Here is a 26,743-nt window from a genome sequence, read left to right on the forward strand (position 1 = left end):
GCTATGCTAGCGCCTGCCGCACGTTTGCGCCTCAGAAATATTGCTTTTCAGTTAAAATTATTTACCTCTGATTATTCTTCCACGGACCCGATGAATACCAAGACCCCGATCGACACTTTCAGTTTCCGGCGCATTCTTGCCCGTAATGTTACCTTGCCGCTGGTGGTCGGGGTGCTGACCGCCCTGGTCTTCGTCGGCCTGATTGCCTATTTGCTCAGTGCGCTGCGCTCGGTCGAGCATTCCGAGCGCGTGATCGGCAACGCCAATGAAGTGATGAAACTGTCGGTCGACCTGGAAACGGGCATGCGCGGCTATCTGCTGACGGGCGACGAGACCTTCCTGGCGCCGTATAAATCGGGCAAGGCCAAGATCGCGGTGGAGATGACGACCTTGCTGGAGCTGGTGGCGGACAGCCCGATCCAGCAGGATCGCCTGCGCCGCATCCGCGCGCTGCAAAGCCAGTGGACCGAGTACGCCGAATCGATCATCAGCCAGCGCCGCAACAACCAGGAATACCTGGCGCGCGTGCGCCAGGGCGAAGGCAAGCTGGAATTCGACGAAATCCGCCGCGAATTCCTGTCCTTCCTGGGCATGGAACAGCGTTTGCGCCAGGAGCGCGGCGACTCGGCCGAAGCGCGCACCATGATGGCGGTGGTGGTCTTCCTGCTGCTGAGCCTGGGCTTGTCGGGCTTGCTCGCCTTCCTGGGCCGGCGCGAACTGATGCGCTTGTCCGATATCTACAATGCGGCGCTGGAGCAGCGCGGCAAGGATAACGATGTGCTGCAGGAGCAAGCCTGGCTGCGCACCGGCCAGACCGAACTGGCCGACTACACCAGCGGCCAGCTGGCCCTGCCGCAGCTGGGCCGGCAGGTGCTGGACTTCCTGGCCAACCGCCTCGAAGTGGCGGTGGCGACGATCTATGTCACCGAAGACGACGGCAGCCTGCGCCGCGCGGCCGTGTATGGCTTCAGCGACCAGCATATCCAGGACAAGCAGGTCTTCAAGCAAGGCGAAGGCCTGGTCGGCGAAACCGCGCGTGAAAAACGGCTCAAGCATATCAAGCAGGTCCCCGACAATTATCTGATGGTGAACTCCAGCCTGGGCCACGGTTCGCCGCTGGAACTGGTGCTCACGCCGGTGGACAACGAAGGCGTCGTCAACGGCGTGATCGAACTGGGCTTTACCCGCCCCGTGGCCCAGCGCGAACTGGAACTGCTGCGCCTGATCGCCGCCAACGTCGGCACCTCGCTGGAAGCGGCGCTGTACCGCCAGCGCCTGCAGAACGTGCTGGAAGAAACCCAGCAGTTGAATGAAGAACTGGAAGTGCAGCAGGAAGAGCTGCGCACCGCCAATGAAGAGCTGGGCGAGCAGTCGCGCGTGCTGGAACAATCGCAGTCGCACCTCGAAGAGCAAAAAGCGGCGCTGGAGCAATCGAACGAGCAGCTGGCCGTGCAGGCCCTGGCGCTGGACCAGAAGAACGTCGCCATCGGCCAGGCCCACGACCAGCTCGAAGCGCGCGCCGAAGAGCTGCAGCGCGCCAGCCGCTACAAGTCGGAATTTTTGGCGAATATGTCGCACGAGCTGCGCACGCCGTTGAACAGCTCGCTGATCCTGTCCAAGCTGCTGGCCGACAATAGCGGCGGCAACCTGACACCGGAGCAAGTGACGTTTGCGCAAACCATTTATTCGGCCGGCAATGACTTGCTGACCCTGATCAACGATATCCTCGACATTTCCAAGGTCGAGGCGGGCAAGCTGGACCTGACGCCGGAAGCCATCCCCTTCAATGAACTGCTGAGCAGCCTGAAGATGCTGTTCGGCGCCCAGGCACAGCAAAAGAAACTCGCTTTCACCGTCGCGGTCGCGCCTGGCACGCCGCCGTCGTTCGTCAGCGACCGCCAGCGCCTGGAACAGATCCTGAAAAACCTGTTGTCGAACGCCATCAAGTTCACCGATACCGGCAGCGTCTCGGTGCAGGTGGCGGCGGACGCGGCCGGCCATGTGCGCTTCCAGGTACAGGACAGCGGCATCGGCATCGCCGACGATCAGCAGCAAAAAGTCTTCGACGCCTTCCACCAGGCCGATGGCACCACCAGCCGCCGCTACGGCGGCACGGGCCTGGGCCTGTCGATTTCGCGCGACCTGGCCACCCTGCTGGGCGGCGCCATTGAATTGTCGAGCACGCCGGGCCAGGGCAGCACATTCACCCTGGTGCTGCCGATCGACTGGCAGGAACGCGCCGTGCCGGAGGATGAGGCACCGGTGCCCGCCAGGTCCGCGCCGCCGGCCCATATCCGTACCAGCGCGGCCGCCATCGCGCCCCTGCCCGTGCCGAAACCGGTGCCGGTCGCCACCTTCAAGGATGACCGCGAAAGCGTGCCGGCCACGCGCAGCGGGCAGCGCTCGGTGCTGGTGATCGAGGACGAGCCGGCGTTTGCCGGCATCCTGTTCGACCTGGCGCATGAAATGCATTACCAGTGCCTGGTGGCGCACGGCGCCGAGGAAGGCTTGCGCCTGGCGGCCGAGTTCCTGCCCGACGCCATCCTGCTCGATATCGGCCTGCCTGACCGTCCGGGCCTGCTGGTACTACAAAAGCTCAAGGAAAACCCGCTGACCCGCCATATCCCCGTGCATATCGTCTCGGGCAATGACCAGGTGCAGGCGGCGATGCAGCTGGGCGCCGTCGGCTACGCCACCAAGCCGCGCACGCGCGAGCAATTGAAAGACGTGTTCCTCAAGCTGGAATCGAAATTTACGCAGAAAATGAAACGCATCCTGCTGGTCGAGGATGACGAACGCCAGCGCGAAAGCGTGGTGCACCTGATCAGCGACGACGATGTGGAAATCACCGCCGTGGCGCTGGGCGAAGAAGCGCTGGCCCTGCTGAAAACGCAGATTTTCGACTGCATGATCATCGACCTGAAGCTGCCCGATATCCAGGGCAACGAGTTGCTGGAGCGCATGGAGCATGAAGAGCTGTGCTCGTTCCCGCCCGTGATCGTGTATACCGGCCGCAACCTGAGCCGCGAAGAAGAAGCCGACCTGATGAAGTATTCGCGCTCGATCATCATCAAGGGCGCCCGTTCGCCCGAGCGCCTGCTCGACGAAGTGACCCTGTTCCTGCACAAGGTGGAGTCGGAACTGTCGACCGAGCGCCAGGGCATGCTGCAGCAGGTGCGCAGCCGCGAGCGCGTGTTTGAAGGGCGCAAGATCCTGCTGGTCGACGACGACGTGCGCAATATCTTTGCCTTGACCAATGCGCTGGAGCAAAAAGGCGTGGTGGTGGAAATCGGCCGCAACGGTTTTGAAGCGATCAGCAAGCTCAATAGCGTGGACGATATCGACCTGGTGCTGATGGATGTGATGATGCCGGGCATGGACGGCCTGGAAGCGACGCGCCAGATCCGCGCCGACGGCCGCTACAACAAGCTGCCGATCATCGCGATTACCGCCAAGGCCATGAAGAACGACCAGGAAGAATGCCTGCAGGCCGGCGCGTCCGACTACCTGGCCAAGCCGATCGACCTGGACCGCCTGTACTCGCTGCTGCGCGTCTGGATGCCGAAGATGGAACGCATCTGATGCTGATCGACTACACGGAGGCGCAGCTGCAGGCGTTGATGGATGCCATCTATCAGCGCTACAGCTACGATTTCCGTGATTATTCCGCGCCCTCGCAACGGCGCCGCCTGAACCACGCCTTGGGTCGCCTGCACTGCAGCACCCTGGACGAGCTGCAACGCAAGGTGCTCAAGGATGCGGGCGCCTTTGGCCAGCTGCTGCAGATGCTGACCGTGCCCGTCACCGAGATGTTCCGCGATCCGGCGTTTTTCCTGGCCCTGCGCGAACAGGTGGTGCCGGTGCTGAAAACCTATCCGTCGCCGAAGATCTGGGTGGCAGGCTGCTGTACTGGCGAGGAGGCGCTGTCGCTGGCCATCATCCTGCACGAGGAAGGCTTGCTCGAGCGCAGCCTGATCTATGCCACCGACATCAATCCGGTGGTGCTGGACAAGGCCCGCCTGGGCGTTTATCCGCTGCTCAGCATGCAAGACTACGGCGCCAACTACACGGCGGCAGGCGGCCTGGGCAGCCTGGACGAGTATTACACGGTGGAACATGCGACGGCGCGCTTCGACAGCCGCCTGCTGGACCGCATCAATTTTGCCGACCACAGCCTGGCCACCGACAGCGTGTTTGCGGAAACGCAGTTGATCTGCTGCCGCAACGTGCTGATCTATTTTAATAAAGCCCTGCAGGACCGCGCCCTCGGGCTGTTCCATGAATCGCTGTGCCACCGGGGATTCCTGGGGTTGGGCAGCAAGGAAAGCACGAATTTCAGCGCCTTTGCCACGCAATTCGAGCAGCAATCAGGACCGGAAAAGCTGTACCGCAAGCGCCCTTCGTTCGGCGCCCAGCGACAAGAGACGCGGCACAAGCCGCGCCAGGATGCACAGCGAGACGAAGCAACACCAGGAAACCGCCATGATGAATGAAACCCGCACCAAACTATTGATCGTCGACGACCTGCCGGAAAACCTGCGCGCGCTGAACGCGCTGATACGCGAAAACGACCGCAGCGTCTACCAGGCCTCGTCCGGCGAAGAAGCGCTGGCCTTGCTGCTGGAACACGATTTCGCGCTGGCCATCCTCGACGTGCAGATGCCGGAAATGGACGGCTTCGAGCTGGCCCAGCTGATGCGCGGCACCGACAAGACGCGCCATATCCCGATCGTGTTCGTCACGGCGGCCGGCAAGGAAATGAATTTCTCGTTCCAGGGCTATGAAAGCGGCGCCGTGGACTTTTTGCACAAGCCGCTCGATATCAATGCCGTGCAAAGCAAGGTCAATGTCTTCGTTGCCCTGCACCAGCAGCGTGCCGAGACGCGGCGCCAGGTGCAGGCGCTGGAACACAGCCGCCAGCAGCAGGAAGCGCTGCTGCAAGAGTTGCGCGCGACGCAGGCCGAGCTGCAGCGCTCCCTGCGCATGCGCGACGAATTCATGTCGATGGTGGCGCACGAGCTGCGCACGCCGCTCAACACCCTGTTCCTGGAAACCCAGATGCGCACCCTGAACCTGGAACGCGGCAACCTGGCCGCTTTCGCGCCGGAAAAATTGCCGAAGATGGTGGCGCGCGACGCACGCCAGATCCGCAGCATGGTGCGGCTGATCGACGACATGCTCGACGTCTCGCGCATCAGCAGCGGCAAGCTGTCGATACGGCGCGAACCGGTCGACCTGGCCGCGCTGGTGCGGCGCGTGGCCGAGGACCTGGCGCCCGGCCCGGACCAGTTGCGGGTGCAGGTGCAGGAAGACGCGTGCATCGAAGGCTATTGGGACGGTTTCCGCGTCGAACAGATCGTCGTCAACCTGATCAGCAACGCCCTGCGCTATGGCGACGGCAAGCCGGTCGACATCAGCCTGGCGAAAACCCGCAACAGCGCGGTGATCGAGGTGCGCGACCATGGCATCGGTATCGGCCCCAAGGACCAGGAGCGCATCTTCGACGCCTTCGAGCGCGTGATGCACCAGGACCGCACGGGCGGCCTGGGCCTGGGCCTGTTCATTACCAAGCAGCTGGTCGACGCCCACGGCGGCGCCATCACCCTGCAAAGCCAGCCCGGCCATGGCGCGCTGTTCAGCGTGACCCTGCCGCTGGCGGGATCGTGACCATGGCGACCATCCCTGCCCCGGCGCAGTTCCCTGCGCAGTTCCATGATTTCCTGTTGCGGCTGGACCGCAGCCTGCGCCAGCTGGAAGATACCGGCGAAATCCTCTCCGTCTCGGCGCGGCTGCTGGGCCAGCAATTGCAAGCCCAGCAAGTGGCCTGCTTCGATATCGGCCAGCAGTTGCGCTATGCCACCTTGCAACATGCCTGGAGCGACGGCCTGGCGCCCGGCGCGGCCGGCGAATATTTCCTCGGTGAATACGCCGCCGGCCTGGCGGCCGAGCTTGAAGCGGACCGCCCGGTGGCGGTCGACGATGTGAGCGGCGACCCGCGCACGGCCGCGCCAGGCGCCCTGGCCACCTTCGCGCGGCTGGGCATCCAGGCCTTTTTGAATATTCCCATCGTCAAGGACGGCCGGCTGGCGGCCTTGTTCGTGGTGCACAGCCGCGCGCCGCGCGCCTGGCAGGCGGTCGAGATCGCGCTGGCCGTGCAGGCGGCCGAACGCATCTGGGCCAGCTTGCTGCGCGCCCAGGCAGAGGCGCAACTGCGTGCCCTGAATGCCGACATGGAACGGCAAGTGGCCGAGCGCACGCGCGAATTCGGCCTGACCTGGCGCATCAGCCCCGATTTGCTGGGCGTGCTGAACCTGGAAGGCCGCTTCGAGCATCTCAATCCCGCCTGGGAAACCACCCTGGGCTGGTCCGAGCAGGAAGTGCGCAACATGGCCTTCATGAGTTTGATCCACCCTGACGACCGCGACGCCACCCTGGCGGTCTGGCAAGCGCTGCTGCAGGGCCAGCCCGCGCTGCGCTTTGAAAACCGCTACCGCGACAAGGCCGGCGGCTGGCACTGGCTGCAATGGGTGGCGGTGCCGGAAAATGGCAAGATCTATTGCAGCGCGCGCGACATCAGCGAAGAAAAGGACGCCGCGCAAGCCTTGCGCGCGGCCCAGGAATCGCTCGACCATAGCGTTTCGGCCCTGCTGCAATCGCAAAAGCTCGAAGCGCTGGGCAAGCTGACCGGTGGCGTGGCGCATGATTTCAACAATGTGCTGCAGATTATCTCGGGCAATCTGCAACTGCTGCAGATCACGGTCGGCAGCGATCCGCAGGCGGCCAAGCGCATCGCCAGTTCCAGCGCCGCCGTCGAACGGGGCGCCAAGCTGTCGGCGCAATTGCTGGCCTTTGCCCGCCGCCAGCCCCTGAAACCGCTGGTCACCGACCTGAAGGCGCTGCTGCGTTCGACCGAAGACCTGCTGCGGCGCGCCGTCGGCGAGACGGTCGACACGCAGGTGCATGTCGCCGGCGACGCCTGGCAGGCGCTGGTCGACCCGAACCAGCTGGAAAACGTGATCCTGAACCTGGCCATCAATGCGCGCGACGCGATGGATGGCCGCGGCAAGCTGACGGTGTCGCTCTTCAATTGTGCGCTCGACGGCACGGAAGACCTGGCGGCCGGGCAATACGTGCAGCTGTCCATCAGCGACACGGGCAGCGGCATCGCGCCGGAGCTGATCGACAAGATCTTCGAACCGTTCTTTACCACCAAGAAAGAAGGCGAAGGCTCGGGCCTGGGCTTGTCGATGGCCTATGGTTTCCTGAAGCAAAGCGGCGGCCACCTGCGCGTCGAAAGCACGCTCGGCGCGGGAACCACCTTCCGCATCTACCTGCCGCGCTCGCTCGACGGCGTGACGGAACTGCCTTTGCAACTGACGGGGCCAGTGCTGGGCGGCAAGGAAACCATTTTGGTGGTGGAAGACGATCCGCACGTGCAAACCACCGTGGTCGACATGTTGCACGGCCTGGGCTATAGCGTGCTGAAGGCGTCCGATGGCCAGGGCGCGCTGAACATCGTCGCCGGCGGCGTGCCGGTCGACCTGCTGTTTACCGACGTGGTAATGCCCGGCCCCGTGGCCAGCACGGAACTGGCGCGCCAGGCACGGCAGCTGCTGCCCGAACTGGCCGTGCTGTTTACCTCGGGTTATACGCAGGACGCCATCATGCATGGCGGGCGGCTCGATGCGGGCGTGGAGTTGCTGAGCAAACCCTACAGGCGCGAAGACCTGGCGCGGCGCATCCGCCATCTGCTGGCCAACCGCCAGCATGTGGCCCGCCTGCAGCAGGAACTGGAGCAACCATCGCCCCCCGCCACCGTGCGGACAGGCGGACGCAGCATTTTGCTGGTGGAAGACAACGACGACGCGCGCGCCATGACCAGCGAATTGCTGGACATGCTGGGCCATGACGTGACGGCGGTGGGATCGGCCGAAGAAGCGCTGCCGCTGCTGGCCATGCAGGGCCTGGAAATCTTGCTCACCGATATCAGCTTGCCGCGCATGTCAGGCACCGAGCTGGCCATGCTGGCGGCCAGGGACCATCCGCACCTGCAAGTGGTGTTTTCCACCGGCCACGCGCCGGCCAATTCCGGCGTGCAAGATCCGTCGGCCCGCTTCCTGCTCAAGCCGTTTTCGGTGGAGCAGTTGCAGCAAGCCTTGCAGGCAGACTAGGAACGTTTCAGCGCGGCGGCCAGCTCTTCCAGGCCGAACGGTTTTTGCAGGAAACGCGCCTGGCGGCCATGCGCCAGGCTGGCCGCCCAGCCGTGGCCGGACGCGAAAATCACCTCCAGCTGCGGCGCTTCGGCGCGCGCGCGGCGCGCCAGTTCCAGGCCGGACATGGCGGGCAGGCTGATATCGGTCAGCAATATCTCCAGGTCAGGCAGCGATAACAGCGGCAAGGCTTCCTCGGCGCTGGCCGCGCCATGCACCGTATGGCCCAGCATATTGAGCATTTCCATGCTCATCTCGCGCGCGTCGTCATTGTCTTCCACCAGCAGGATGCGGCGCCCCGACGGATCGGGTGCGCCGGGCAAGCGCCGGTCCGCCAGCAGATGGCGGATGCGCCGCGCCAGGTCTTCGCGCCGGTACGGTTTGCTGAGCAACTCGACGCTGGGTGCCAGCCGCCCGCCCTGCATGATGGCGTTATAGGTATAGCCCGAAGTAAACAGCACGGCCAGCCCCGGCAGCAGCAGTTTCGCCTGGCTCGCCAGTTCGGTGCTGTCGACCGGACCGGGCATGACCACGTCGGTAAACAGCAGGTCGACCCTGGCGCCGGCCTGCAATTGCCGCAGCGCACTGTCGCCATCGTGGGCGTGCAATACTTCATAGCCCAGGCCGCGCAGCATGTCGACCACCGTGTTGCGCACGGCCGCATCGTCCTCCACCACCAGGATGGTCTCGGCGCCACCGAGCACCGGGCCGGCGCGCCACTGCGGCAGGTCGGCCAGCGGTTCGAGCGAGCGCGGCAGGTAGATCTTGAAGGTGGTGCCGGCGCCGGGCGCGCTTTGCACGCGGATATGGCCGCCGCTCTGGCGGATAAAGCCATACGCCATGGAAAGCCCCAGGCCGGTGCCCTCGCCTTCTTTCTTGGTGGTAAAGAAGGGCTCGAAGATCTGCTCGATCACGGCCGCCTCCATGCCATGGCCCGTGTCGGTAATCGTCAGCAAGACGTGTTGGCCGGGTAGCGCATCGGCATGGCCGGCCGTCGCGGCCTGATCCAGGGTAACGTTACTGAGGGAAAAGGTCAGGCGGCCGCCCTGTTCCATCGCGTCGCGCGCATTGATGGCCATGTTCAGCAGCACGTTTTCCATCTGGTTCGGGTCGACCAGCACATGCCACAGTCCCACGCTGACAAAGGTTTCCTCGAAAATCAGTTCGCCCAGCGCGCGCCGTATCAATTCCTGCATGCTGACGAGCAAATGGCCGAGATTGGTGGCCAGCGGGCGCAAAGGTTGGCGGCGGGCAAACGCCAGCAGTTGCAAGGACAGCTTGGCGCCCCGTTCGACGGCGGAGGCGGCCGAATCGAGACGGCTGGCCGCCTGCGGATTGCCGGCCACGGTCAGTTTCAGCAGTTGCAGATTGCCCGAGATAATTTGCAGCACATTATTGAAGTCATGCGCCACGCCACCGGTCAGCTTGCCGATCGATTCGAGCTTTTGCGCCTGCAGCAAGGCTTGCTCGCTGCGCAGCAGGGCCAGGCGCGCCTCTTTCTCGTCGGTCACGTCGCGCCCGACGGCATGGATCAGCTGCTCGGCCGGCACGGCGGTCCAGGCGATGCTGCGGTATTCGCCGTCACCACACCGGTAGCGGTTTTCCATACGCAAGGTGGTGGCGCTGCCAGCCAGTTTTGCCAGGTCCTGCAAGGTGGCCGCGCGGTCGTCCGGATGCACCAGGCTGATGAAGTCCATGCCCAAGGCATCGCTTTCCGCGCGCGCGAGGATGCTGGTCCAGGCCGGATTGACGGCAATGATCACGCCGCGCAAATCGGCCACCAGCATGATATCGGTGGCCAGGCGCCACATGCGGTCGCGCTCGGCCGTGCGCTGCACCATGCGGTTTTCCAGCGCGGCATGATGGCCGGCCAGTTTTTCCAGCCGGCCCCGTTCGATCACGTGCGAGATGCAGCGGGCCGCCACGCTCATGCGGTCGATATCGGCCTGGGTCGGGTGGCGCGCCACCTGGGAAAACTGCCCCAGTACGCCCAGCACATGGCCACGCGCGCCAAACACGGGCGCGACCCAGCAGGCGCGATAGCCATGCAGCATCGCTTCCTTGCGCCCGGCGCTCCAGCCCGGCTCGCGCACGATATCGCCGCAATACACGGGCGCGCCCGTAAACGCCGCCGCGCCAAAGGGCGAAGGATGCGGCCCGTCGTCATCGTGCCGCAAGGCCAGCTGCAAGTCGTCCGGCAAGCTGGGGGCGCACAGGCCGCAAAAGCGGTCGGCCTCGTCAATGAGCGCGACGCAGCCATGCAACTCGTCGCCACTGTCATCGCCTTGCAGCGCCAGCAACAACTGCGCCAGCGCGTCTTCCAGGACCGCACCAGCCGCAACAGAGCCAAGCGCCCTGTGTTCCGCGTCCAGCAAGTGAAGTATGTCGTGTGCGTGCACCGTATCCGTAAGGCTGAGATTGAAGCTGGAATATACCACGGAGCAAAGTTTCTTAGAATGCAATACAGAACACTGTTTTTAAAAAAGGCGACCTGCAAGCAGGTTTTTGCACCATGGCCGCCATGCTAGAGTGTTGCTTTCCTTTTATCTGCCGGAAGCCGCCTGATGACCTTGCCCTCCTCCCTGATCGCCACCGCCCTGCTGGCCGCAGCACAAGGCGCCGTCGCCGCCCCCATGACCTTGGACAACTACCTGGCCCTGAACGGCCCGCAAGCAACGGCGCAGATCGTCTATGGCCCGGCCTCCTCGCAGTACGCCCAGCTGTTCCGGCCCAGCGGTGCGGGCCCGTTCCCGGTGGTGGTGCTGGTGCATGGCGGCTGCTGGACAGTCCAGTTCGGCGGCATCAAGCAGATGCGCAACGTCGCCAACGCCCTCAGCAGCCAGGGCATTGCCGTCTGGAACGTCGAATACCGCCGAGTCGACGAAGAAGGCGGCGGCTACCCCGGCACCTACCAGGACATGCATGCCGCGCTCGACAGCCTGCAACACCACGCCAGCCAGTATCAACTCGACACCAGCCGCATCGTCGCCATGGGCCACTCGGCCGGTGGTCAGCTGGTGCAATGGATTGCAGGAAGAGCAAAACTTCCCAAGACCAGCCCCCTGTACCAGGAGAAATTCCTGCCGATCAACAACATCATCAGCCTGGGCGGCCTGGCCGACCTGCGCCACGAAGAAAAGCTGATCAAAAGCAGCTGCGACCGCGACATCCCCCAGCTGGCAGGCAGCGCCAGCACTGACCGCCCCGACATCTACAGCGACACCAACGCCGCCGACCTGATCCCCAACGGCACGCGTACCGTCCTGATCACCGGCGAGCTCGACACCATCTCCCCCCCGCGCGTGGCACATGATTACGCAGCGAAAGCCGTGAAGGCCGGCGACCATGCGGAGGTGCTGATTTTACCGGGAGCCAGTCATTACGACGAGATCGCGGCGACGTCGCCGGCGTGGAAGATGGTTTTGCCGGTGATCAAACAGATGCTGGGCCTGCAGGGCGACAGCCTATGAAATCCCTGAAATTCAATATCTTCGGCACCCTGATCGCGGTGACAGGTTCTCCCGGCGCATGGCGTGCTTTTTATCCGGGTGCCGATGGAAAGCGCCGGCCAGCCGACTTTATCGTGCCGGACCACGTCGAGGAACATGATCTGTGCGAATACCTCGCCGACCTGTTCCATGAAGAAGCGACACCGCGCAACAACACGGCAAGTCAGATAGCATGAATCAACTGCCCACCGCCGGCAGCGGCCACGACGATGCCATCCGCAAGAAAATCGACGCCGCCGTCTCGAACAGAAACCTGTCGCGCGCCGCGAACAATACGAAGTGGGATGAGCTGATCCACCATTTCCGCCAGCGCGAAGACTGGTGGCCGTCCTACCGCTATAAAGCAGTGACCGGCTTTATCTCCGGCTGGGACGTGGAGTGGCTCTACCACCTGCCGTTCCCGTTCGCCCTGGTCGAATGGTTCGATATCGGCTTGAAAGAACTGGAACCGTCCAAAGGCATGCTGCTGCCACGCACCTATATCGACCATACGGAAGAAATATCCGGCGTGGTCAGGAAAATCGGACTGGAATTCGAGGTGCACGGGGATGTGTTGAGGATCTGGGGGTATTTGCCGAAGTCCCATGACGACTTTCCGCCGGTATAGACGTAGAGACAAAGAAAAACACAAACCAAGCATACAGATAAAGTACGAATCGGCCCAAGCCTCAAGCCAGGGCTTCCCGGGCCAAGCGGGCCTGAAAAATGTCGAGGGCAAGGCGCGGCGACGAAGACAGTACGCATGTACGGCGAGGAGCCGCAACGCAGCCATCGGCATTTTCTCAGGTCTGCGACTCCGGCCCGCTCTCTATAAGTTTTGCGGCATGCGTACCAGCCAAGCATCACGGAAAAATGCCGAGGGCAAGGCGCGGCGACGAAGACAGTACGCATGTACGGCAAGGAGCCGCAACGCAGCCATCGGCATTTTCTCAGGTTCGCGTCTCCGGCCCGCTTTTTTAAAGCTTGTAAAGCAACTCACTCACTGGACACGTGCAAGATACGCTGCCAACTGAGCGAAGGTGGCACCAAATCCTTGCCTCATCGACTCATGCCCCTCCTTGAACGTCGCATGCTCCTGCTCGGAAGCCTCATGCGGCACCGACCGTAGCGTCATCGTCGTCTTGCCACCCTCCTCGGACAACGTCATCGTGTTATGCGCCTTGAGTGGCCAAGTGGCGCTAACCGGATGCGGCACCACATTCCCCTCCCGATCCGCAAACGACAAGATGGAAACAATCTTCTCCGGCGCCTCGATCGCATGATAGGTAAATTTGCCCCACATCTCATAGCCATTGTCGGCCCGCATGCCGTAGTGAAAAATGCCTCCCGGCTTGAGTTCCAGCGCCAGCACGCTGAGCTCGAACCCCACCGGCCCCCACCATTGGGCCAGGCGCTCCGGTTCGACCCAGGACTGGAACACCAGTTCGCGTGGGGCGTCAAACGTGTGGGTAATCACAAAATCGCTGCTGCCCTGCTCTGCTGTAGTCATGACTGTACTCCCGATAAAATGGACCAACCCTGAATGTAGCAGCGTCTGGAAAAATCATAAAGCCCTGCACGTTCAGCATTTCCTAGTGGTAAAATAATAGTTAGACACCTAACCATTAGACGACTTATCTTATGATTTCTATTGAAGAGCGCTTCTCCGCCGCGCTCCACAAGACGGCGCGCGGCTGGCGCCATGCGATCGACCGGCGACTGAAAGACCTGGACCTGGGGCAAGCGAGCTGGATGTGCATCGCCATGATCGCCAAATCGCCCCAGCCGCCGTCGCAAAGCGAGCTGGCCCATCAGCTGGGGGTGGAGAACCCGACCATGGTGTCAATGCTGGACCGGCTCGTGAAATCCGGCTTCGTGCAGCGCCAGCCATCGGAACTCGATCGGCGCGTCAAGCTGGTGGTGCTGACCGATGCGGGCATGCAAGTGTATGAAACGGTGCGCAAGGAAGCGGACAGTTTCCGCAAGGAGCTGCTGCAGGGTATAGCTGCGGAGCAGCTGCTGGCCGCCACCGAATTGCTGGAAGCCTTGCAGGCGGCCACGGAGAAGTCGGCGTGAGTTCCATCACCGCAGCATCTCCCCTTCCAGCCTCGGAGGACCCCACGCTGAACCGGCGCATGATCACGATCTCGATCATGCTCGCCACCATCATCCAGGCGCTCGACGGCACCATCGCCAACGTGGCCCTGCCGCACATGCAGGGCAGCTTGTCCGCCTCGCAAGACCAGATCACCTGGGTGCTGACCTCGTTTATCGTGGCGGCCGCGATTGCCACGCCGTTGACCGGCTGGCTGTGCGACCGCTTTGGCCAGAAGAAAACCTTTCTCGTCTCCGTAGCCGGTTTTACGATCGCCTCCGTGCTGTGCGGCCTGTCCGGCACTTTGTCCGAAATCGTTGCCGCCCGCCTGCTGCAGGGCGTATTCGGCGCGGCGCTGGTGCCGCTGTCGCAAGCCGTGCTGCTGGACATCAATCCGCGCGAAAAGCACGGCTCGGCCATGGCCATCTGGGGCATGGGCGTGATGATCGGCCCTATCCTGGGCCCCACCTTGGGTGGCTGGCTGACGGACAGCTATAGCTGGCGCTGGGTCTTCTTCATCAATATCCCGATCGGCGCGATGGCCTTCTATGGCATCTGGCGCTATATCCGCAAGGACCCGCCGAACCGCCGCATGAATTTCGACATGTTCGGCTTTGCCACCCTCAGCCTGTCGATCGGCGCGCTGCAGATGCTGCTGGACCGGGGCGAGCAGAATGACTGGTTTTCGTCGACCGAAACGTGGATCGAGGCCATCGTGCTGGCCATGAGTTTGTGTTATTTCATCGCCCATACGGCCTTGCGTCCGGCCGGCAAGTCCTTCCTCGACTACCGGCTGCTGAAAAACTCGAACTATGTCAGCGGCCTGCTGTTCATCTTTATCGTCGGCCTGGTGCTGTTCGCTACCCGTGCGCTGACGCCGTCGATGCTGCAGGGGCTGATGAATTACCCGGCCGCGATTGCCGGCCTGGTGACGGCGCCCAGCGGCCTGGGCACCATGATGGCGATGCTGATCGTCGGCAAGCTCACCGGCAAGGTCGATACGCGCGTGCTGCTGGGCGTGGGGTTTTCGATCACGGCCTTTTCGCTGTGGCAGATGGCCAATTTCACCCTGGACCTGGTGCCGAAGACCGTGGTGTGGAACGGCATTATCCAGGGCATCGGCCTGGGCCTGGTGTTCGTGCCGCTGAGCGCAGCCACCTTTGCCACCCTGTCGCCGCAGATGCGGGCGGAAGGCACGGCCATCTACAGCCTGGTGCGCAATATCGGCAGCAGTATCGGCATTGCGCTGGTGCAGACTTTACTGGTGCGTAATACGCAGATCGCCCATGCGTCGCTGACCGAACACATCAATATCGCCAACCCGGCCCTGCACGACCCGGCGGTCGCCAGCGTGTTCGACTTGTCATCCGGTGCGGGAATGGCGGCCCTGAATGGCGAGATCAACCGGCAGGCGTCGATGATCGCCTACCTCGATGATTTCTGGCTGATGATGTGGCTGACCATCCTGGTGCTGCCACTGCTGCTGCTGATCAAGCCACCGAAGAAAAACGCGCCCGTCGTGGTCGACCACGCGGCGATGGAGTAACCATCATGTCCAGGAAACCAACCATGAAGCTTTCCCTTGTTGTGCTTGCGCTGGCCCTGGCCGGCTGCGCCAGCATTCCGCCAGACACCCATGTATTGCCGCAGCAGGATCTGGCGACAAAGCAGCTGGCGTCCGATATCCACCTGGCCAGCGAAGGCTGGCCGGCCGCCCAGTGGTGGCGCCAGTTCCAGGACAGTCAACTCGACGGCCTGATCGAACAGGCGCTGTCCGCCAGCCCCAGCCTGGACGTGGCCAATACCCGCATCGGCTCGGCCTTGTCCGCTTTCGACTACCAGCATGCGGACCGCGACCCGCGCGTGGACGTCAACGCCAGCATCAACCGCCAGCGCTATTCGGCCCATGGCCTGACGCCCGCGCCGATCGGCGGCAATTACTACAACGAGGCGGCCGTCACGGTGCAAGCCCATTACGACCTCGACTGGTGGGGCAAGCACAAGGCGCAGATCGCGTCGGCCCTCGGTGAAGTCAACGCGCGCCGCGCCGAGTATGCGATGGCCGAACAGATGCTGGCGGCCGAAATCGCCCGCCATTACTTCAGCATGCAAAACAGCTGGGCCCGCATGGACAATCTGCATGCGCTGGTGGCCTTGCAGCAAGCCCTGGTGACGGACAAGGAAAAGCGCATCGCCAACGGCCTGGGGGTCAACGACGACCATCTGTCCGCGCAAACGCGCTTGAGCCTGATCGAGCAGCAGATCGCCTTGCTGGAAACCCAGATCGTTACCGAACGCGAAGCGCTGCGGGCGCTGCTCGGTGCGGACGGCACGGCGCTGGCCAGCCTGCAATTGCGCGAAGCGCAAGCCTTGCCGCATATGCTGCCCGGCAAGCTGGGCATGGAGCTGCTGGCGCGCCGGCCCGACCTGCAGGCGGCACGCTGGCGGGTGGAAGCGTCGCTGAACCGCATCGAAGCGTCGCAGGCCGCGTTCCACCCCGATATCGACCTGGGCGCATCGTTCGGCCTCGATGCGATCCGGCTCGGCAAGCTGCTCGAAGCCGGCAGCCGCACCCTGTTCGTCGGTCCGGCTTTATCTCTGCCGCTGTTCGACAGCGGCCGCCTGCAGGCGCAGTTGAATGGCGCGCGCAGCGAACGCAATGAGCTGATCGCCGACTATAACCAGAACGTGTTCAATGTGGTGCGTGACGTGGCGCAAGCCGGCGCCAGGATCCAGGGCGTGGAAAACCAGCTGCGCCTGCAGGGCGAGAGCCTGCGCGCCAGCGAGGCGCAGCTGCGCAATGCCAACGCCCGCTTGAAACAAGGCCTGGCCGACCGCGCCACCGTGCTCAATGCGGAAATGACCGTGCGCGGCCAGGTGGACCTGGGCATGCAATTGCAGAACCAGCGCCAGAACGCGGAAATCAACCTGAACGTGGCACTGGGCGGCGGCTACCGCGGCGCCAGCGATTTTGCTTCCACAACAACTACCAAATAATCCATCAGAGAACCGACCATGAGCACCGACAACAATATCGCTACTGAAAACCCCGGCAAGCGCAAGACCGTGCTGATCGCCATTACTGCAGCCTTCGTGCTGGCCGGCCTGGGCTGGGCCGTGTATTACAACCTGGTGTGGTCCAAAGAGGAAGTCACCGACAACGCCTATGTGGGCGGCAACCTGGTGACCCTGTCGGCCCAGGTGACGGGCAATGTCGATGAAATCCGCGCCGACGAAACGCAGATGGTAAAAGCCGGCGCGCCGCTGATTACCCTGAACGCCATCGATGCGGACCTGGCCCTGCGCCAGGCCGAAGCGCGGCTGGGCAATATCGTGCGCCAGGAGCGTGAGCGCTATTCCAGCGTGGCGCAATACGACGCCGTGATCGAGCAGCGCCGCCTGGCCTTGAGCACGGCCCAGGGCAATCTGTCGCGCCGCGCGCCGCTGGCGCTTGACCACACGATTTCCGGCGAAGACCTGGCCCATGCGAAACAGGCGGTCGACGATGCGAAAGCGGCCCTGATCGTTGCCCAGCGCCAGGCCGAGTCCGCCAAGGCCGGCGTGGCCGGCGTGAGCCTGGCCAGCCATCCGGCCGTATTGTCCGCCAAGGGCGACGTGGTGCAAGCCTGGCTGGCCGTGCGCCGCAATGCCGTGATTGCCCCGGTCTCGGGTTACGTGGCCAAGCGCAGCGTGCAGCTGGGCAGCCATGTCACGCCCGGCACGCCGCTGATGTCGATCGTGCCGCTGGACCAGCTGTGGATTGACGCCAATTTCAAGGAATCGGAATTGCGTAATATCCGCATCGGACAACGCGCCACGATAGAAACCGATCTGTACGGCAGCAAGGTGGTGTATCACGGCAAGGTGCTGGGCATGTCGGCCGGCACCGGCAGCGCATTTTCCCTGTTGCCGGCACAGAATGCCACCGGCAACTGGATCAAGGTGGTGCAACGCGTGCCGGTGCGCATCACCCTGGACCCGAAAGAACTGGCCGCCCATCCGCTGCGCATCGGCCTGTCCACCACCGTGACCGTGGACACCAGTCACGCGGAAGGCGCGACCCTGGACCAGCCGATGGTGGCGTCGGCCTTGTACACCACCAGGGCATTGAGCCAGCCGGTGGCGGATGCGGAGAAGATTGCCGATACGATTATTGCGCAGAATTTGGCGCATTAAGCACCAGCGTGATAAAACCGTAAGTCGGATTAGGCCAAAGGCCGTAATCCACAACATTGTTGGCCGAGGCCGGTGGTGTTGTCGGATTACGCGCTTGCGCGCTAATCCGACCTACCTGGTTTTTCCTGCGGCTACTTGGTCAAGAATATGCTTGGGCACGGCCACATAATGCTTGAACTCCATGGTATAGGTCGCCCTGCCCTGCGTCAGCGAACGCAGGGTGGTGGAGTAGCCGAACATCTCGGCCAGCGGCACCAGCGCGCGCACGATGCGCCCCGACCCGCCGGGGATATCGTCGACGCCCTGCACCATGCCGCGCCGCGCCGTCAGGTCGCCCATCACATTGCCCATGAAGTCTTCCGGGGTTTCCGCCTCGACCTGCATCATCGGTTCCAGCAGCACGGGCGCGGCCTTGCGCATGCCTTCCTTGAAGGCGATCGAGCCGGCCATGCGGAACGCGTTTTCGTTCGAGTCGACGTCATGATAGGAGCCGAAAGTCAGGGTGGCTTTCACGTCGACCACCGGGTAGCCGGCCAGCACGCCTGATTTCAGGGTTTCGATGATGCCCTTGTCGACGGCCGGAATGAATTCGCGCGGCACCACGCCGCCCTTGATGGCGTCGACAAACTGGTAGCCGGTACCCGGTTCCAAAGGTTCGAGTTTCAAAACCACATGGCCGTACTGGCCGCGTCCGCCCGACTGCTTGACGAACTTGCCTTCGATATCCTCGACCATGCGCGTGATGGTTTCGCGGTAGGCCACCTGCGGCTTGCCCACATTGGCTTCGACGCCGAATTCGCGCCGCATGCGGTCGACCAGGATCTCCAGGTGCAGCTCGCCCATGCCCGACATGATGGTCTGGCCCGATTCCTCGTCCGTATGCACGCGGAAGGATGGGTCCTCCTGCGCCAGCCGGTTCAGGGCTATGCCCATCTTTTCCTGATCGGGCTTGGTTTTCGGCTCCACCGCCTGCGAAATCACGGGTTCCGGGAAGATCATCTTTTCCAGCACGATGATATGGTCGAGCGCGCACAAGGTATCGCCGGTGGTCACCGCTTTCAGGCCGACGGCGGCGGCGATGTCGCCCGCATACACTTCCTTGATTTCCTTGCGTTCATTCGCATGCATCTGCAGGATGCGGCCCAGCCGCTCGCGCGCGCTCTTGGTGGGGTTGTACACCATGTCGCCCGAGTTGACCACGCCGGAATAGACGCGGAAAAACGTCAGCTGGCCGACGAAGGGGTCGGTCATGATCTTGAAGGCCAGCGCCGAAAAATGTTCGTCGTCGGCCGGGTGGCGTTCCACCTCGTTGTCGTGCTCGTCATGGCCCATGATGGGCGGCACTTCGATGGGTGACGGCAGATAGTCGATCACCGCGTCCAGCATCGCCTGCACGCCCTTGTTCTTGAAAGCGCTGCCGCACAGCATCGGCACGATTTCATTGCGGATGGTGCGCGCGCGCAAGGCCTGTTTCAGTTCGTCTTCGGAGAACGCGCCGCCGTCCAGGTAGCGCTCGGTGAATTCGGGCGTTGCCTCGGCCGCCTGTTCGACCAGCTTGTCGTGCCATTCCTGCGCCTGGCCTTGCAGCTCGGCCGGAATATCGCCATAAGTAAACTGCACGCCCTGGCTGGCGTCGTCCCAGGTAATCGCGCGCATTTTCACCAGGTCGATCACGCCCGTGAAATGGTCTTCGGCGCCGATCGGCAGCTGGATCGGCACGGCCACGCCTTTCAGGCGGTCACGGATCTGCTGGCGCACGCGCAGAAAGTCCGCGCCGACCCGGTCCATCTTGTTGATGAAGGCGATGCGCGGCACATGGTATTTGTTGGCCTGGCGCCAGACGGTTTCCGATTGCGGCTGCACCCCGCCGACGGCGTCATACACCATCACGGCGCCGTCCAGCACGCGCATCGAGCGCTCCACTTCAATCGTGAAGTCCACATGGCCGGGCGTGTCGATGATATTGATGCGGTGTTCGGGGAAGTTGCCGGCCATGCCTTTCCAGAACGCGGTGGTGGCGGCCGAGGTGATCGTGATGCCCCGCTCCTGTTCCTGCTCCATCCAGTCCATGGTGGCCGCGCCATTGTGCACTTCGCCAATCTTGTGATTGACGCCCGTATAGAACAGGATGCGTTCGGTGGTGGTGGTCTTGCCGGCATCGATATGGGCGCTGATGCCGATATTGCGGTAGCGTTCGATGGGGGTTCTGCGGGTCATCACACTCTCCTTGCCAGGGCCGGGAAAATCAACGATGCGGGTCTTTCAGTGTAGCAGACAAGGCCCATAAGCACGCAAGCGGCCCGGTGTTTACCATGCGCACAACACAGCATGGGGTGCGCACGCCAGCGGGCCGGAATAATCAGGGCTTTCAGCTATACTTTCCGGTGAATAAGATTAACAAAGTTTAATCTAGATCAAAACGCGCTGCATTCACCGACCTGTCCCTTTAGCCCTATGAAAATCGATCCAAGAAAAATAATTATTTGCACGCTGCTGGCCTCGCCAGCCTTTGCCATGGCCGGCGAGCTGGAGCAACAAATGCAGCGCTGCGCCGTGCTCGGTGACGCCAGCGCCCGCCTGGGTTGCTTCGACGTGCTGGCCAAGGCCGTGGAAGAAGCGACCATCGCCACCGGCGGCAATGCGCACGCCACCGGCGCCACCCTGGCCGTGGCGGGCGCCGCCACGCCAAGCACGGCGGCCAATCCGGCCGGCGTGGCCACCCCGGAAGCCGTCAATGCGGCCGTGCCCGCCGTGGCCCAGACTGGCGCCGCGCCACCGGAAGCGCCGATTTCGCGCGTGACGCAGTTGTGGGAGCTGGACGATCCATCGAAACGCGGCATGTTCAATATCCGCCCGCACCGCGACAATTATTTGCTGCTGGCCAATTACAGCAATGCTTCGAACGACCAGCCGTTCAAGGAATTCACGCCGGGCGGCGTCGAGACCCAGCACGTGGAGCTGACATATCAGCTGAGTTTCAAGATGAAGATGCTGGAGGATATCGCCTCCACGCCGGTCGACCTGTGGTTCGGCTATACCCAGCAAAGTTTCTGGCAGGCGTATAACCGCAAGGCATCGAGTCCGTTCCGCGAGACCAACTACCAGCCGGAAATGATGCTGGTGATGCCGATCAACAAGCGCTTTGCCGGCGTGGATTTCCGCTATGCCAACCTGGGCTTTGTGCACCAGTCGAATGGCCAGACCTCGACCCTGTCGCGCAGCTGGAACCGCGTGTATGCGGAACTGGGCATGGAACGCGACAACCTTGCCGTCACGGCGCGCTACTGGAAGCGTCTGGACAACAGCAAGTCGGACAATGACAATATCGACATCATCGACTACATGGGCCACGGCGACGTGCGCGTCAGCTACCGCAACGACGGCCATGAATTCTCGGCCACCTTGCGCCGCAACTTCAGCAAGAACCATGGCTCCGTGCAGGCAGGCTGGGCTTTCCCGGTGAAAGCCAACCTGAAAGGCTATCTGCAGCTGTTTTCCGGTTACGGCCAGAGCCTGATCGATTACAACTATTCGCAGAAGTCGATCGGCGGCGGTTTCCTGGTCGATTTCTGATCAATTTACACAATGCAAAAATGGCGCCGACGGCGCCATTTTTTATGCAAGACAAGATCAGCGGCGGCTGCCGCCACCCAGCACCCGCGCCGGCAACATCAGGATGGCGCGCAGCAATTCGAATACGCCTTCGACGCCGATGCCGATCAGGCGGAAAGGCAGCAGGATCAGCCAGGCCAGCGGATACAGCACGAGGGCCAGCAAGGCCAGCGGCCAGCACACGATCAACAGCAGCAGCCACAGCACGAATCCAAGCATTGTCGTCTCCCGAAATAAATGTGCGGAGCAAGCCGCGCTTGCCCCGCTACCGAGACACCACTATAAAAACATGCTGGCGTTGCGGCAACGGCAATGCGACGGAATGCAGGCTGGCGCGACGGGAGGAAGAAAAACGGGAATGGACGGCGGCCGCTGGTTGCCCGGGCTTATTGCCCGACGCAGATCACTTTCGTGACGTATTCGTGGGCGTTGGGTTTCTTGCTGGTGGCCCATTTGATGGCCTGGTTGGCTTCGGCGATGGTCATCACCGTGGCTTTCTCTTTTGACTTGATAAAGGATACGCCCTCGAAGACGCCTTCCTTGCTGCGCATGACCTTGGCAAACACGGGCGGCCTGGTTTCACCGTCGCTGATTTTGTTTTGCTGTACGAGGTAGCGCTGATCGATCTGTTCCATAGTAATAAAGCTGTCCGGTGGGTAAAACACGGAATATACCCTGAATGGCGCAACGCCGCAGGAGGAAATGCTGCGGCGTTGCCATCGTCACAATGCAGCGTCAGGCGTAGACGACCGTCTGCGGGGCCGGCTGCAGGTTGACGTCGTACAGCACCTGCACGTTCATCGAGGCCTCCAGCGAAGGAATCGAGCCGCCGGCGCGGTACTGGAAGCTCACTTGCAGCACATCGCCCGCCTTCACCGTCATGGCCTGCGGCAATGGCAGGCACATATAGTGATTGAGCCAGTCGATGGTGGTCGAACGCTCGGGCACCACCGCCAGGATATTCTTGGTCACGAAACGCAGGGCGTTCAAGGTACCACTGCGCTCGACGACAAACTTGCCGTCAAAGCCGAACAAGGTGTCGGTCGGCTGCGTAAAGTCGATGATGCTGTAGACCGCCGGCGGCGCCAGTTCCAGCACGCCGGGGTGGATGGCGGTGGTTTCCTGGAACTGCACGATCGGCGCATAAAAGCCTTCGAAATCGTATTCCTGCTGCATCGGCTGCACCGCCATGATCACCGCTTCCGGCACGAACAGCGGCAGCGGGCCGCCGAAGCGGGCCAGGTAGCGGCGCTTGAACGATTCGATCACTTCCACCTGCTTTTCGCGCAGCATGCCGACATGGATCATCTCGCAGATGACCACATCGACCGGCTCGGGCGGCAGGTACTCGAAGGCGTCGGCATGGACGACTTCGACCTTTTCGCCATTGGCGTTGAGGGCGAGCATCTTGCGCGCTTCCTTGACCATGTCGGGATTGAACTCCACGCACCAGACCTTGTCGGCCTTGGCGGCCGCAAAGCACGACAGCACGCCGGTGCCGCCGCCCAGTTCCAGCACCTTCATGCCCGGCTTGACCGCATAATCGATGGCCGACTTGAAGCCATGCATGCGGTTCTGGTCCATCAGCATATTGTGATGGTAATGCACGGGGATGAATTGCCCCAAGTAACAACTCTCGATCTCGCGTTCATTCAGCATGGGTGTCCTCATGGGGGCTGGTTCCGTGTTCGGTTCGATTTTGTCGTTCCAGAAAGCAGTGACATCGCATGGGCTGCGTGCGGGCCGGCGGCAAAACAGCCGGCGCCTGGCGTAAAAGGGACTGCCCATTGCGTGACTCCTGATTAATGCGACACAGGCATTATCGTCAATCAGGACCCAACACCATCGGCGGAGATGAGGGGGAATTCCGTGCCAGTTCGGAAATGGTTGCCGGCCGCGTCAGTTGCGGCGGCTGCGTTCCTGTTGGAACTTGTCGATAATCGCGGCCACGCCGGGCTTGTCTGCCGCCAGCGCAAACTGGGCCGCGGTCCAGCCGTGGCTGCTTTTCAAGGTGGCATCGGCGCCCGAGGCCAGCAGCAGTTTGACGGCCTCTTCCTGCCCTTCGCGGGCGGCAAACATCAGCGGCGTGATATTGGTCGGCGCAAACGCATCGACTTTGGCGCCACGTTGCAGGAACACCTGCATGATGGGCAGGTCACCGGCCGAGGCCGCATAGTGCAGCGCCGTCCAGCCGCTCTGGTTGACCTTGGCGCCCTTGGCCAGCAAGGCATCCACGGCCTCGCGCTTGTGCTTGTAGGCGGCCATCATCAGCGCCGTATTGCCATTCGCCGAGCGCGCTTCCAGGTCGATGCCAGGGGTTTCCAGCAGCACCTTGAACACCTTGTCGGCGTCGTCGCGCAGCGCAATCACCAGCGCGATATCGCCGCGCTGTTCATCGGGCAGGTTGGGATTCATGCCCTCATACAACATCTTGCGCACGCCACCCGCATTGTCGATCGACACGGCGCGGAAGAAACTGACCGGATCGGGCGCGGCCAGCACTGCCGTGGAAACGCACAGCAAGGCGGAAGCCACCATATGACGCATGAGAGTTTGCATGAGGACTTTACGCTACCTGGTTGAAAAGCTTGAAGAAGTTGCTAGTCGTCTGCTCGGCAACCTGGGCCAGCGGGATGCCTTTCAGCGACGACAGATATTCCGCCACATGGGCAACATAGCCCGGTTCATTCATGCGGCCGCGAAACGGCACCGGCGCCAGGTAGGGCGAATCGGTCTCGATCAGAATCCGATCCAGCGGCACTTCCAGGGCGACGGCCTGCAGGTCTTTTGCGCTCTTGAAGGTGACAATGCCGGAAAACGAAATATAGAACCCCATGTCGATCGCCGCTTTCGCCACCTCCAGCGACTCCGTAAAGCAATGCATGACACCGGCCACACCGCCGTCCGCCACGCCGGCACCTTCTTCGCGCATGATGCGGATGGTGTCCTCGCTGGCCGCTCTTGTGTGAATAATCAAGGGCTTGCGGGTGATTCTTGAAGCTTTGATGTGAGTACGAAAGCGCTCGCGCTGCCATTCCAGGTCACCGGTCAAACGGAAATAATCGAGCCCGGTCTCGCCGATCGCAATGATCTTAGGATGATCGGCCAGCCGCACCAGGTCTTCGACGGACGGCTCCGGCGTTTCCTCATAATCGGGATGGACGCCGACCGAAGCGAAAATATGCGGATATTGTTCCGCCAAGGCAAGCACCTGCGGAAAATCGGGCAAGTCGACCGACACGCACAAAGCGTGCGTCACCTTGTTCTCGGCCATTTTGGCCAGAATTTCAGGCATGCGAGCAGCCAGCTCGGGGAAATTGATATGGCAGTGGGAATCGATATACATAAGGAGAATTGTACCGGACGCAGACGAACGACGTTGAAGATGACCCTGCGGAAGACGCCAACCGTGGCGCATGAAGCAGCAAAAGTCACAAGCGAAGGCTCTCGGGCCAAGCGGGCCTGAAAAATGTCGAGGGCAAGGCGCGGCGACGAAGACAGTACGCATGGTCGGCGAGGAAGCCGCAACGCCGCCATCGGCATTTTCTCGGGCTCGCGTCTCCGGCCCGCCGTTTTTAAAATCTAAGCAACACGTTTGCCCAGAATAATCAGATCGCGTTCGACACCATCAAGATTCGCCACCTTGGGCAAATTCGCCCAAACCTCAAAGCCAAACTTGCGGAACAAACCCAGCGACGGCGCATTATGCCCAAAAATAAACCCCAGCACCGTATGCACGCCAACAGAGGGCGCATGCGCGATGGCTTGCGTCAGTCCGTAAGCGCCGATCCCCTTGCCGCGCGCCTCCGGCGCAATATAGACGGACAACTCCGCCGTCCCCGAATACGCGGGCCGGCCGTAAAAATTCGAGTACGACAACCAGCCCAGGACAGCAGGCGAAGCGGAATCATCAGTAGAAGACTCAATAATCCACAGCGGCCGGCGCTCCGGCGTATGGTCGTGAAACCACGCCAGGCGCGACTCCACCGTGACCGGCTCCGTATCGGCCGTCACTTCGCGTGAAGCAATCGTGGTGTTATAGATGGCGACGATGGCAGGCAGGTCGTCGATGGTGGCAATGCGATGGCGATAGTTCATGTGTTATATAAGATAGTGAATGCAACTCTTTGATTTTATTGACAGCTTGCCGCATAGTCGAGCAGCATGTCTTCCAGAAACAGCTTGGGCGACAGCGGATGGTCGGCAATCGCGCGCCGCTCGTTGGCGGCCTTGATGGCGGCCATCAGGCGGCTGACATTGATGCGCGCAGCCAAGGCCTCCAGCTCGCGCCGGTGGCGCGGATAGTAGCGGATGGTGCCGGCCAGCTTCATTGAAAACACGTCATACAGCCAGCGCTGCAAGGACGCCACCAGCGGCGCCAGGGGCGACTTCTGCAGCTTGTCGGCCGCTTTCAACGCCGCTTCCACGCCCGGATGGGCCAGCACCTGCAGCAGTTGTTCGGTTTCCTCGCGGCCACCCGATTCGGACTGGGCCAGCGCCGCCAATGGCGCGCCGCCCTGCTCGCGCAGCCAGCTGTCGGCGTCATTCAGACCCTGGGTTTTCAGCCAGGCCAGCGCCTGTTCATGGCTGGGCATGGGCAGGGCGAACTTGCGGCAACGCGACAGAATGGTCGGCAGCAGACGGTCCAGGCTGTTCGACGCCAGCAGGAACAAGGTGCCCGGCGGCGGCTCCTCCAGGGTTTTCAGCAAGGCGTTCGAGGCCGGCGTATTGAGCGCCTCGGCCGGATACAGCACCACCACGCGCAAGCCCTGGCGGTGGGTCGAGATGTTCATGAAGTCGGCCAGGTTGCGGATCTGCTCGATCTTGATGTCTTTCGACGGCGTCCTGGTCTTGGCGCTTTTCTTGGCGGTTTCCTCGCCTTCGCCGTCCTCAGGCACGTCGTCTTCCAGCGCTTCCGGGCGCACGCGGCGGTAGTCGGGATGGTTGCCCTGCACAAACCAGCCGCAGGAAGCGCAAGCGCCGCAGGCATGGCCGTCGGCGCGCACGTCTTCGCACAGCAGGGCCTGGGCGAAATGTTCGATAAAGTCGGCCTTGCCGATGCCTTGCGCGCCATGGAACAGGATGGCGTGCGGCATGCGCGGGCGCAAGGCTTGCAATTGCCGCCAGGCGTCCTGCTGCCAAGGATAGAGTGAATTGGTCAT

Annotated in this window: 22 protein-coding genes; 12 read left to right on the forward strand and 10 right to left on the reverse strand. The window is 62.4% G+C overall.

Going from position 1 to position 26,743, the window contains the following annotated elements:
* Positions 1 to 90: 90 nt before the first annotated feature.
* From ACP7B7_RS12670 to ACP7B7_RS12685, 4 genes are read left to right on the forward strand one after another with little or no spacing between them, the layout of a single operon-like run.
* Positions 91 to 3,582: a response regulator gene (locus ACP7B7_RS12670; RefSeq protein WP_308921245.1), complete on the forward strand. Its 3,492-nt coding sequence runs from the start codon at positions 91 to 93 to the stop codon at positions 3,580 to 3,582.
* Complete coding sequence (locus ACP7B7_RS12675) at positions 3,582 to 4,493, forward strand: CheR family methyltransferase (protein WP_308921246.1); 912 nt, start codon at positions 3,582 to 3,584, stop codon at positions 4,491 to 4,493. The genes ACP7B7_RS12670 and ACP7B7_RS12675 overlap by 1 nt, the downstream gene beginning before the upstream one ends.
* On the forward strand, positions 4,483 to 5,667 hold the full coding sequence (locus ACP7B7_RS12680) for a hybrid sensor histidine kinase/response regulator (protein WP_308921247.1): 1,185 nt from the start codon (positions 4,483 to 4,485) through the stop codon (positions 5,665 to 5,667). Before ACP7B7_RS12675 ends, ACP7B7_RS12680 begins: the two co-directional genes overlap by 11 nt.
* Before the next feature lie 2 nt (positions 5,668 to 5,669).
* Positions 5,670 to 8,171, forward strand: coding sequence for a response regulator (locus ACP7B7_RS12685; protein WP_426076902.1), 2,502 nt, complete (start codon positions 5,670 to 5,672; stop codon positions 8,169 to 8,171).
* On the opposite strand, the gene ACP7B7_RS12690 is transcribed toward ACP7B7_RS12685, so the two are convergent.
* Positions 8,168 to 10,609: a response regulator gene (locus ACP7B7_RS12690; protein WP_426076903.1), complete on the reverse strand. Its 2,442-nt coding sequence runs from the start codon at positions 10,607 to 10,609 to the stop codon at positions 8,168 to 8,170. The two genes, ACP7B7_RS12685 and ACP7B7_RS12690, sit on opposite strands and share 4 nt — an antisense overlap.
* 165 nt (positions 10,610 to 10,774) lie before the next feature.
* Between ACP7B7_RS12690 and ACP7B7_RS12695 the strand changes: the two genes are divergently transcribed.
* From ACP7B7_RS12695 to ACP7B7_RS12705, 3 genes are read left to right on the forward strand one after another with little or no spacing between them, the layout of a single operon-like run.
* Entirely contained in the window at positions 10,775 to 11,680 is a 906-nt protein-coding gene (locus ACP7B7_RS12695) for an alpha/beta hydrolase (protein WP_308921250.1), read from the forward strand.
* Positions 11,677 to 11,895, forward strand: a complete 219-nt coding sequence (locus ACP7B7_RS12700; protein ID WP_308921251.1) for a DUF7661 family protein — start codon at positions 11,677 to 11,679, stop codon at positions 11,893 to 11,895. The genes ACP7B7_RS12695 and ACP7B7_RS12700 overlap by 4 nt, the downstream gene beginning before the upstream one ends.
* Entirely contained in the window at positions 11,892 to 12,326 is a 435-nt protein-coding gene (locus tag ACP7B7_RS12705) for a DUF6678 family protein (RefSeq protein ID WP_308921252.1), read from the forward strand. The genes ACP7B7_RS12700 and ACP7B7_RS12705 overlap by 4 nt, the downstream gene beginning before the upstream one ends.
* 372 nt (positions 12,327 to 12,698) lie before the next feature.
* Here the strand turns inward: ACP7B7_RS12705 and ACP7B7_RS12710 are convergent, their stop codons facing one another.
* A complete protein-coding gene (locus tag ACP7B7_RS12710; RefSeq protein WP_308921253.1) occupies positions 12,699 to 13,208 on the reverse strand; it encodes an SRPBCC family protein in 510 nt (169 codons plus the stop codon).
* Positions 13,209 to 13,339: 131 nt separating this feature from the next.
* On the opposite strand from ACP7B7_RS12710, the gene ACP7B7_RS12715 reads away from it, so the two are divergent.
* The 4 genes from ACP7B7_RS12715 to ACP7B7_RS12730 are packed head-to-tail and all read left to right on the forward strand — an operon-like array spanning position 13,340 to position 17,969.
* A complete protein-coding gene (locus tag ACP7B7_RS12715; protein ID WP_308921254.1) occupies positions 13,340 to 13,774 on the forward strand; it encodes a MarR family winged helix-turn-helix transcriptional regulator in 435 nt (144 codons plus the stop codon).
* A gap of 59 nt (positions 13,775 to 13,833) precedes the next feature.
* On the forward strand, positions 13,834 to 15,339 hold the full coding sequence (locus ACP7B7_RS12720) for a DHA2 family efflux MFS transporter permease subunit (RefSeq protein WP_308925770.1): 1,506 nt from the start codon (positions 13,834 to 13,836) through the stop codon (positions 15,337 to 15,339).
* Between the two features lie 23 nt (positions 15,340 to 15,362).
* Positions 15,363 to 16,790 carry an efflux transporter outer membrane subunit gene (locus ACP7B7_RS12725; RefSeq protein ID WP_308921255.1) on the forward strand — a complete coding sequence of 476 codons (1,428 nt, stop codon included), beginning with the start codon at positions 15,363 to 15,365 and terminating at the stop codon, positions 16,788 to 16,790.
* A gap of 18 nt (positions 16,791 to 16,808) precedes the next feature.
* Positions 16,809 to 17,969, forward strand: coding sequence for an HlyD family efflux transporter periplasmic adaptor subunit (locus ACP7B7_RS12730; RefSeq protein WP_308921256.1), 1,161 nt, complete (start codon positions 16,809 to 16,811; stop codon positions 17,967 to 17,969).
* A 111-nt stretch (positions 17,970 to 18,080) separates the two neighbouring features.
* On the opposite strand, the gene fusA is transcribed toward ACP7B7_RS12730, so the two are convergent.
* Entirely contained in the window at positions 18,081 to 20,186 is a 2,106-nt protein-coding gene (fusA, locus tag ACP7B7_RS12735) for an elongation factor G (RefSeq protein WP_426076904.1), read from the reverse strand.
* Between the two features lie 237 nt (positions 20,187 to 20,423).
* On the opposite strand from fusA, the gene ACP7B7_RS12740 reads away from it, so the two are divergent.
* Positions 20,424 to 21,542, forward strand: a complete 1,119-nt coding sequence (locus ACP7B7_RS12740) for a phospholipase A (RefSeq protein ID WP_426076905.1) — start codon at positions 20,424 to 20,426, stop codon at positions 21,540 to 21,542.
* 57 nt (positions 21,543 to 21,599) lie between these two features.
* Here the strand turns inward: ACP7B7_RS12740 and ACP7B7_RS12745 are convergent, their stop codons facing one another.
* The 7 genes from ACP7B7_RS12745 to ACP7B7_RS12775 all read right to left on the reverse strand — a co-directional run bounded on the left by ACP7B7_RS12745 (position 21,600) and on the right by ACP7B7_RS12775 (position 26,743).
* Positions 21,600 to 21,800, reverse strand: coding sequence for a hypothetical protein (locus ACP7B7_RS12745; RefSeq protein WP_426076906.1), 201 nt, complete (start codon positions 21,798 to 21,800; stop codon positions 21,600 to 21,602).
* A gap of 167 nt (positions 21,801 to 21,967) precedes the next feature.
* Positions 21,968 to 22,246 (reverse strand): hypothetical protein, encoded by a 279-nt coding sequence (locus tag ACP7B7_RS12750; protein WP_426076907.1) that lies wholly within the window; start codon positions 22,244 to 22,246, stop codon positions 21,968 to 21,970.
* 70 nt (positions 22,247 to 22,316) lie between these two features.
* Positions 22,317 to 23,240 (reverse strand): methyltransferase domain-containing protein, encoded by a 924-nt coding sequence (locus ACP7B7_RS12755; protein WP_308921261.1) that lies wholly within the window; start codon positions 23,238 to 23,240, stop codon positions 22,317 to 22,319.
* A gap of 240 nt (positions 23,241 to 23,480) precedes the next feature.
* On the reverse strand, positions 23,481 to 24,128 hold the full coding sequence (locus ACP7B7_RS12760; protein ID WP_426076908.1) for an ankyrin repeat domain-containing protein: 648 nt from the start codon (positions 24,126 to 24,128) through the stop codon (positions 23,481 to 23,483).
* A 19-nt stretch (positions 24,129 to 24,147) separates the two neighbouring features.
* Positions 24,148 to 24,927 (reverse strand): TatD family hydrolase, encoded by a 780-nt coding sequence (locus ACP7B7_RS12765; protein ID WP_426076909.1) that lies wholly within the window; start codon positions 24,925 to 24,927, stop codon positions 24,148 to 24,150.
* 236 nt (positions 24,928 to 25,163) lie between these two features.
* On the reverse strand, positions 25,164 to 25,679 hold the full coding sequence (locus tag ACP7B7_RS12770) for a GNAT family N-acetyltransferase (RefSeq protein ID WP_308921264.1): 516 nt from the start codon (positions 25,677 to 25,679) through the stop codon (positions 25,164 to 25,166).
* A 35-nt stretch (positions 25,680 to 25,714) separates the two neighbouring features.
* Positions 25,715 to 26,743, reverse strand: coding sequence for a DNA polymerase III subunit delta' (locus ACP7B7_RS12775; protein WP_308921265.1), 1,029 nt, complete (start codon positions 26,741 to 26,743; stop codon positions 25,715 to 25,717).

Origin of the sequence: Janthinobacterium sp. PSPC3-1 (genome assembly GCF_049896105.1) — a bacterium.
In the GTDB taxonomy this organism is placed as follows: domain Bacteria; phylum Pseudomonadota; class Gammaproteobacteria; order Burkholderiales; family Burkholderiaceae_D; genus Janthinobacterium.

Excerpts from the sequence above, each read along its gene's own strand:
- ACP7B7_RS12670 (WP_308921245.1), top strand. The coding sequence starts at position 91 with ATGAATACCAAGACCCCGATCGACACTTTCAGTTTCCGGCGCATTCTT.
- ACP7B7_RS12745 (WP_426076906.1), bottom strand. The coding sequence starts at position 21,800 with ATGCTTGGATTCGTGCTGTGGCTGCTGCTGTTGATCGTGTGCTGGCCG.
- ACP7B7_RS12720 (WP_308925770.1), top strand. The coding sequence starts at position 13,834 with ATGATCACGATCTCGATCATGCTCGCCACCATCATCCAGGCGCTCGAC.
- ACP7B7_RS12730 (WP_308921256.1), top strand. The coding sequence starts at position 16,809 with ATGAGCACCGACAACAATATCGCTACTGAAAACCCCGGCAAGCGCAAG.
- ACP7B7_RS12725 (WP_308921255.1), top strand. The coding sequence starts at position 15,363 with ATGAAGCTTTCCCTTGTTGTGCTTGCGCTGGCCCTGGCCGGCTGCGCC.
- ACP7B7_RS12675 (WP_308921246.1), top strand. The coding sequence starts at position 3,582 with ATGCTGATCGACTACACGGAGGCGCAGCTGCAGGCGTTGATGGATGCC.
- ACP7B7_RS12695 (WP_308921250.1), top strand. The coding sequence starts at position 10,775 with ATGACCTTGCCCTCCTCCCTGATCGCCACCGCCCTGCTGGCCGCAGCA.
- ACP7B7_RS12700 (WP_308921251.1), top strand. The coding sequence starts at position 11,677 with ATGAAATCCCTGAAATTCAATATCTTCGGCACCCTGATCGCGGTGACA.
- ACP7B7_RS12705 (WP_308921252.1), top strand. The coding sequence starts at position 11,892 with ATGAATCAACTGCCCACCGCCGGCAGCGGCCACGACGATGCCATCCGC.
- ACP7B7_RS12775 (WP_308921265.1), bottom strand. The coding sequence starts at position 26,743 with ATGACCAATTCACTCTATCCTTGGCAGCAGGACGCCTGGCGGCAATTG.
- ACP7B7_RS12680 (WP_308921247.1), top strand. The coding sequence starts at position 4,483 with ATGATGAATGAAACCCGCACCAAACTATTGATCGTCGACGACCTGCCG.
- ACP7B7_RS12715 (WP_308921254.1), top strand. The coding sequence starts at position 13,340 with ATGATTTCTATTGAAGAGCGCTTCTCCGCCGCGCTCCACAAGACGGCG.
- ACP7B7_RS12740 (WP_426076905.1), top strand. The coding sequence starts at position 20,424 with ATGAAAATCGATCCAAGAAAAATAATTATTTGCACGCTGCTGGCCTCG.
- ACP7B7_RS12710 (WP_308921253.1), bottom strand. The coding sequence starts at position 13,208 with ATGACTACAGCAGAGCAGGGCAGCAGCGATTTTGTGATTACCCACACG.
- ACP7B7_RS12760 (WP_426076908.1), bottom strand. The coding sequence starts at position 24,128 with ATGCGTCATATGGTGGCTTCCGCCTTGCTGTGCGTTTCCACGGCAGTG.
- fusA (WP_426076904.1), bottom strand. The coding sequence starts at position 20,186 with ATGACCCGCAGAACCCCCATCGAACGCTACCGCAATATCGGCATCAGC.
- ACP7B7_RS12765 (WP_426076909.1), bottom strand. The coding sequence starts at position 24,927 with ATGTATATCGATTCCCACTGCCATATCAATTTCCCCGAGCTGGCTGCT.
- ACP7B7_RS12770 (WP_308921264.1), bottom strand. The coding sequence starts at position 25,679 with ATGAACTATCGCCATCGCATTGCCACCATCGACGACCTGCCTGCCATC.
- ACP7B7_RS12755 (WP_308921261.1), bottom strand. The coding sequence starts at position 23,240 with ATGCTGAATGAACGCGAGATCGAGAGTTGTTACTTGGGGCAATTCATC.
- ACP7B7_RS12685 (WP_426076902.1), top strand. The coding sequence starts at position 5,670 with ATGGCGACCATCCCTGCCCCGGCGCAGTTCCCTGCGCAGTTCCATGAT.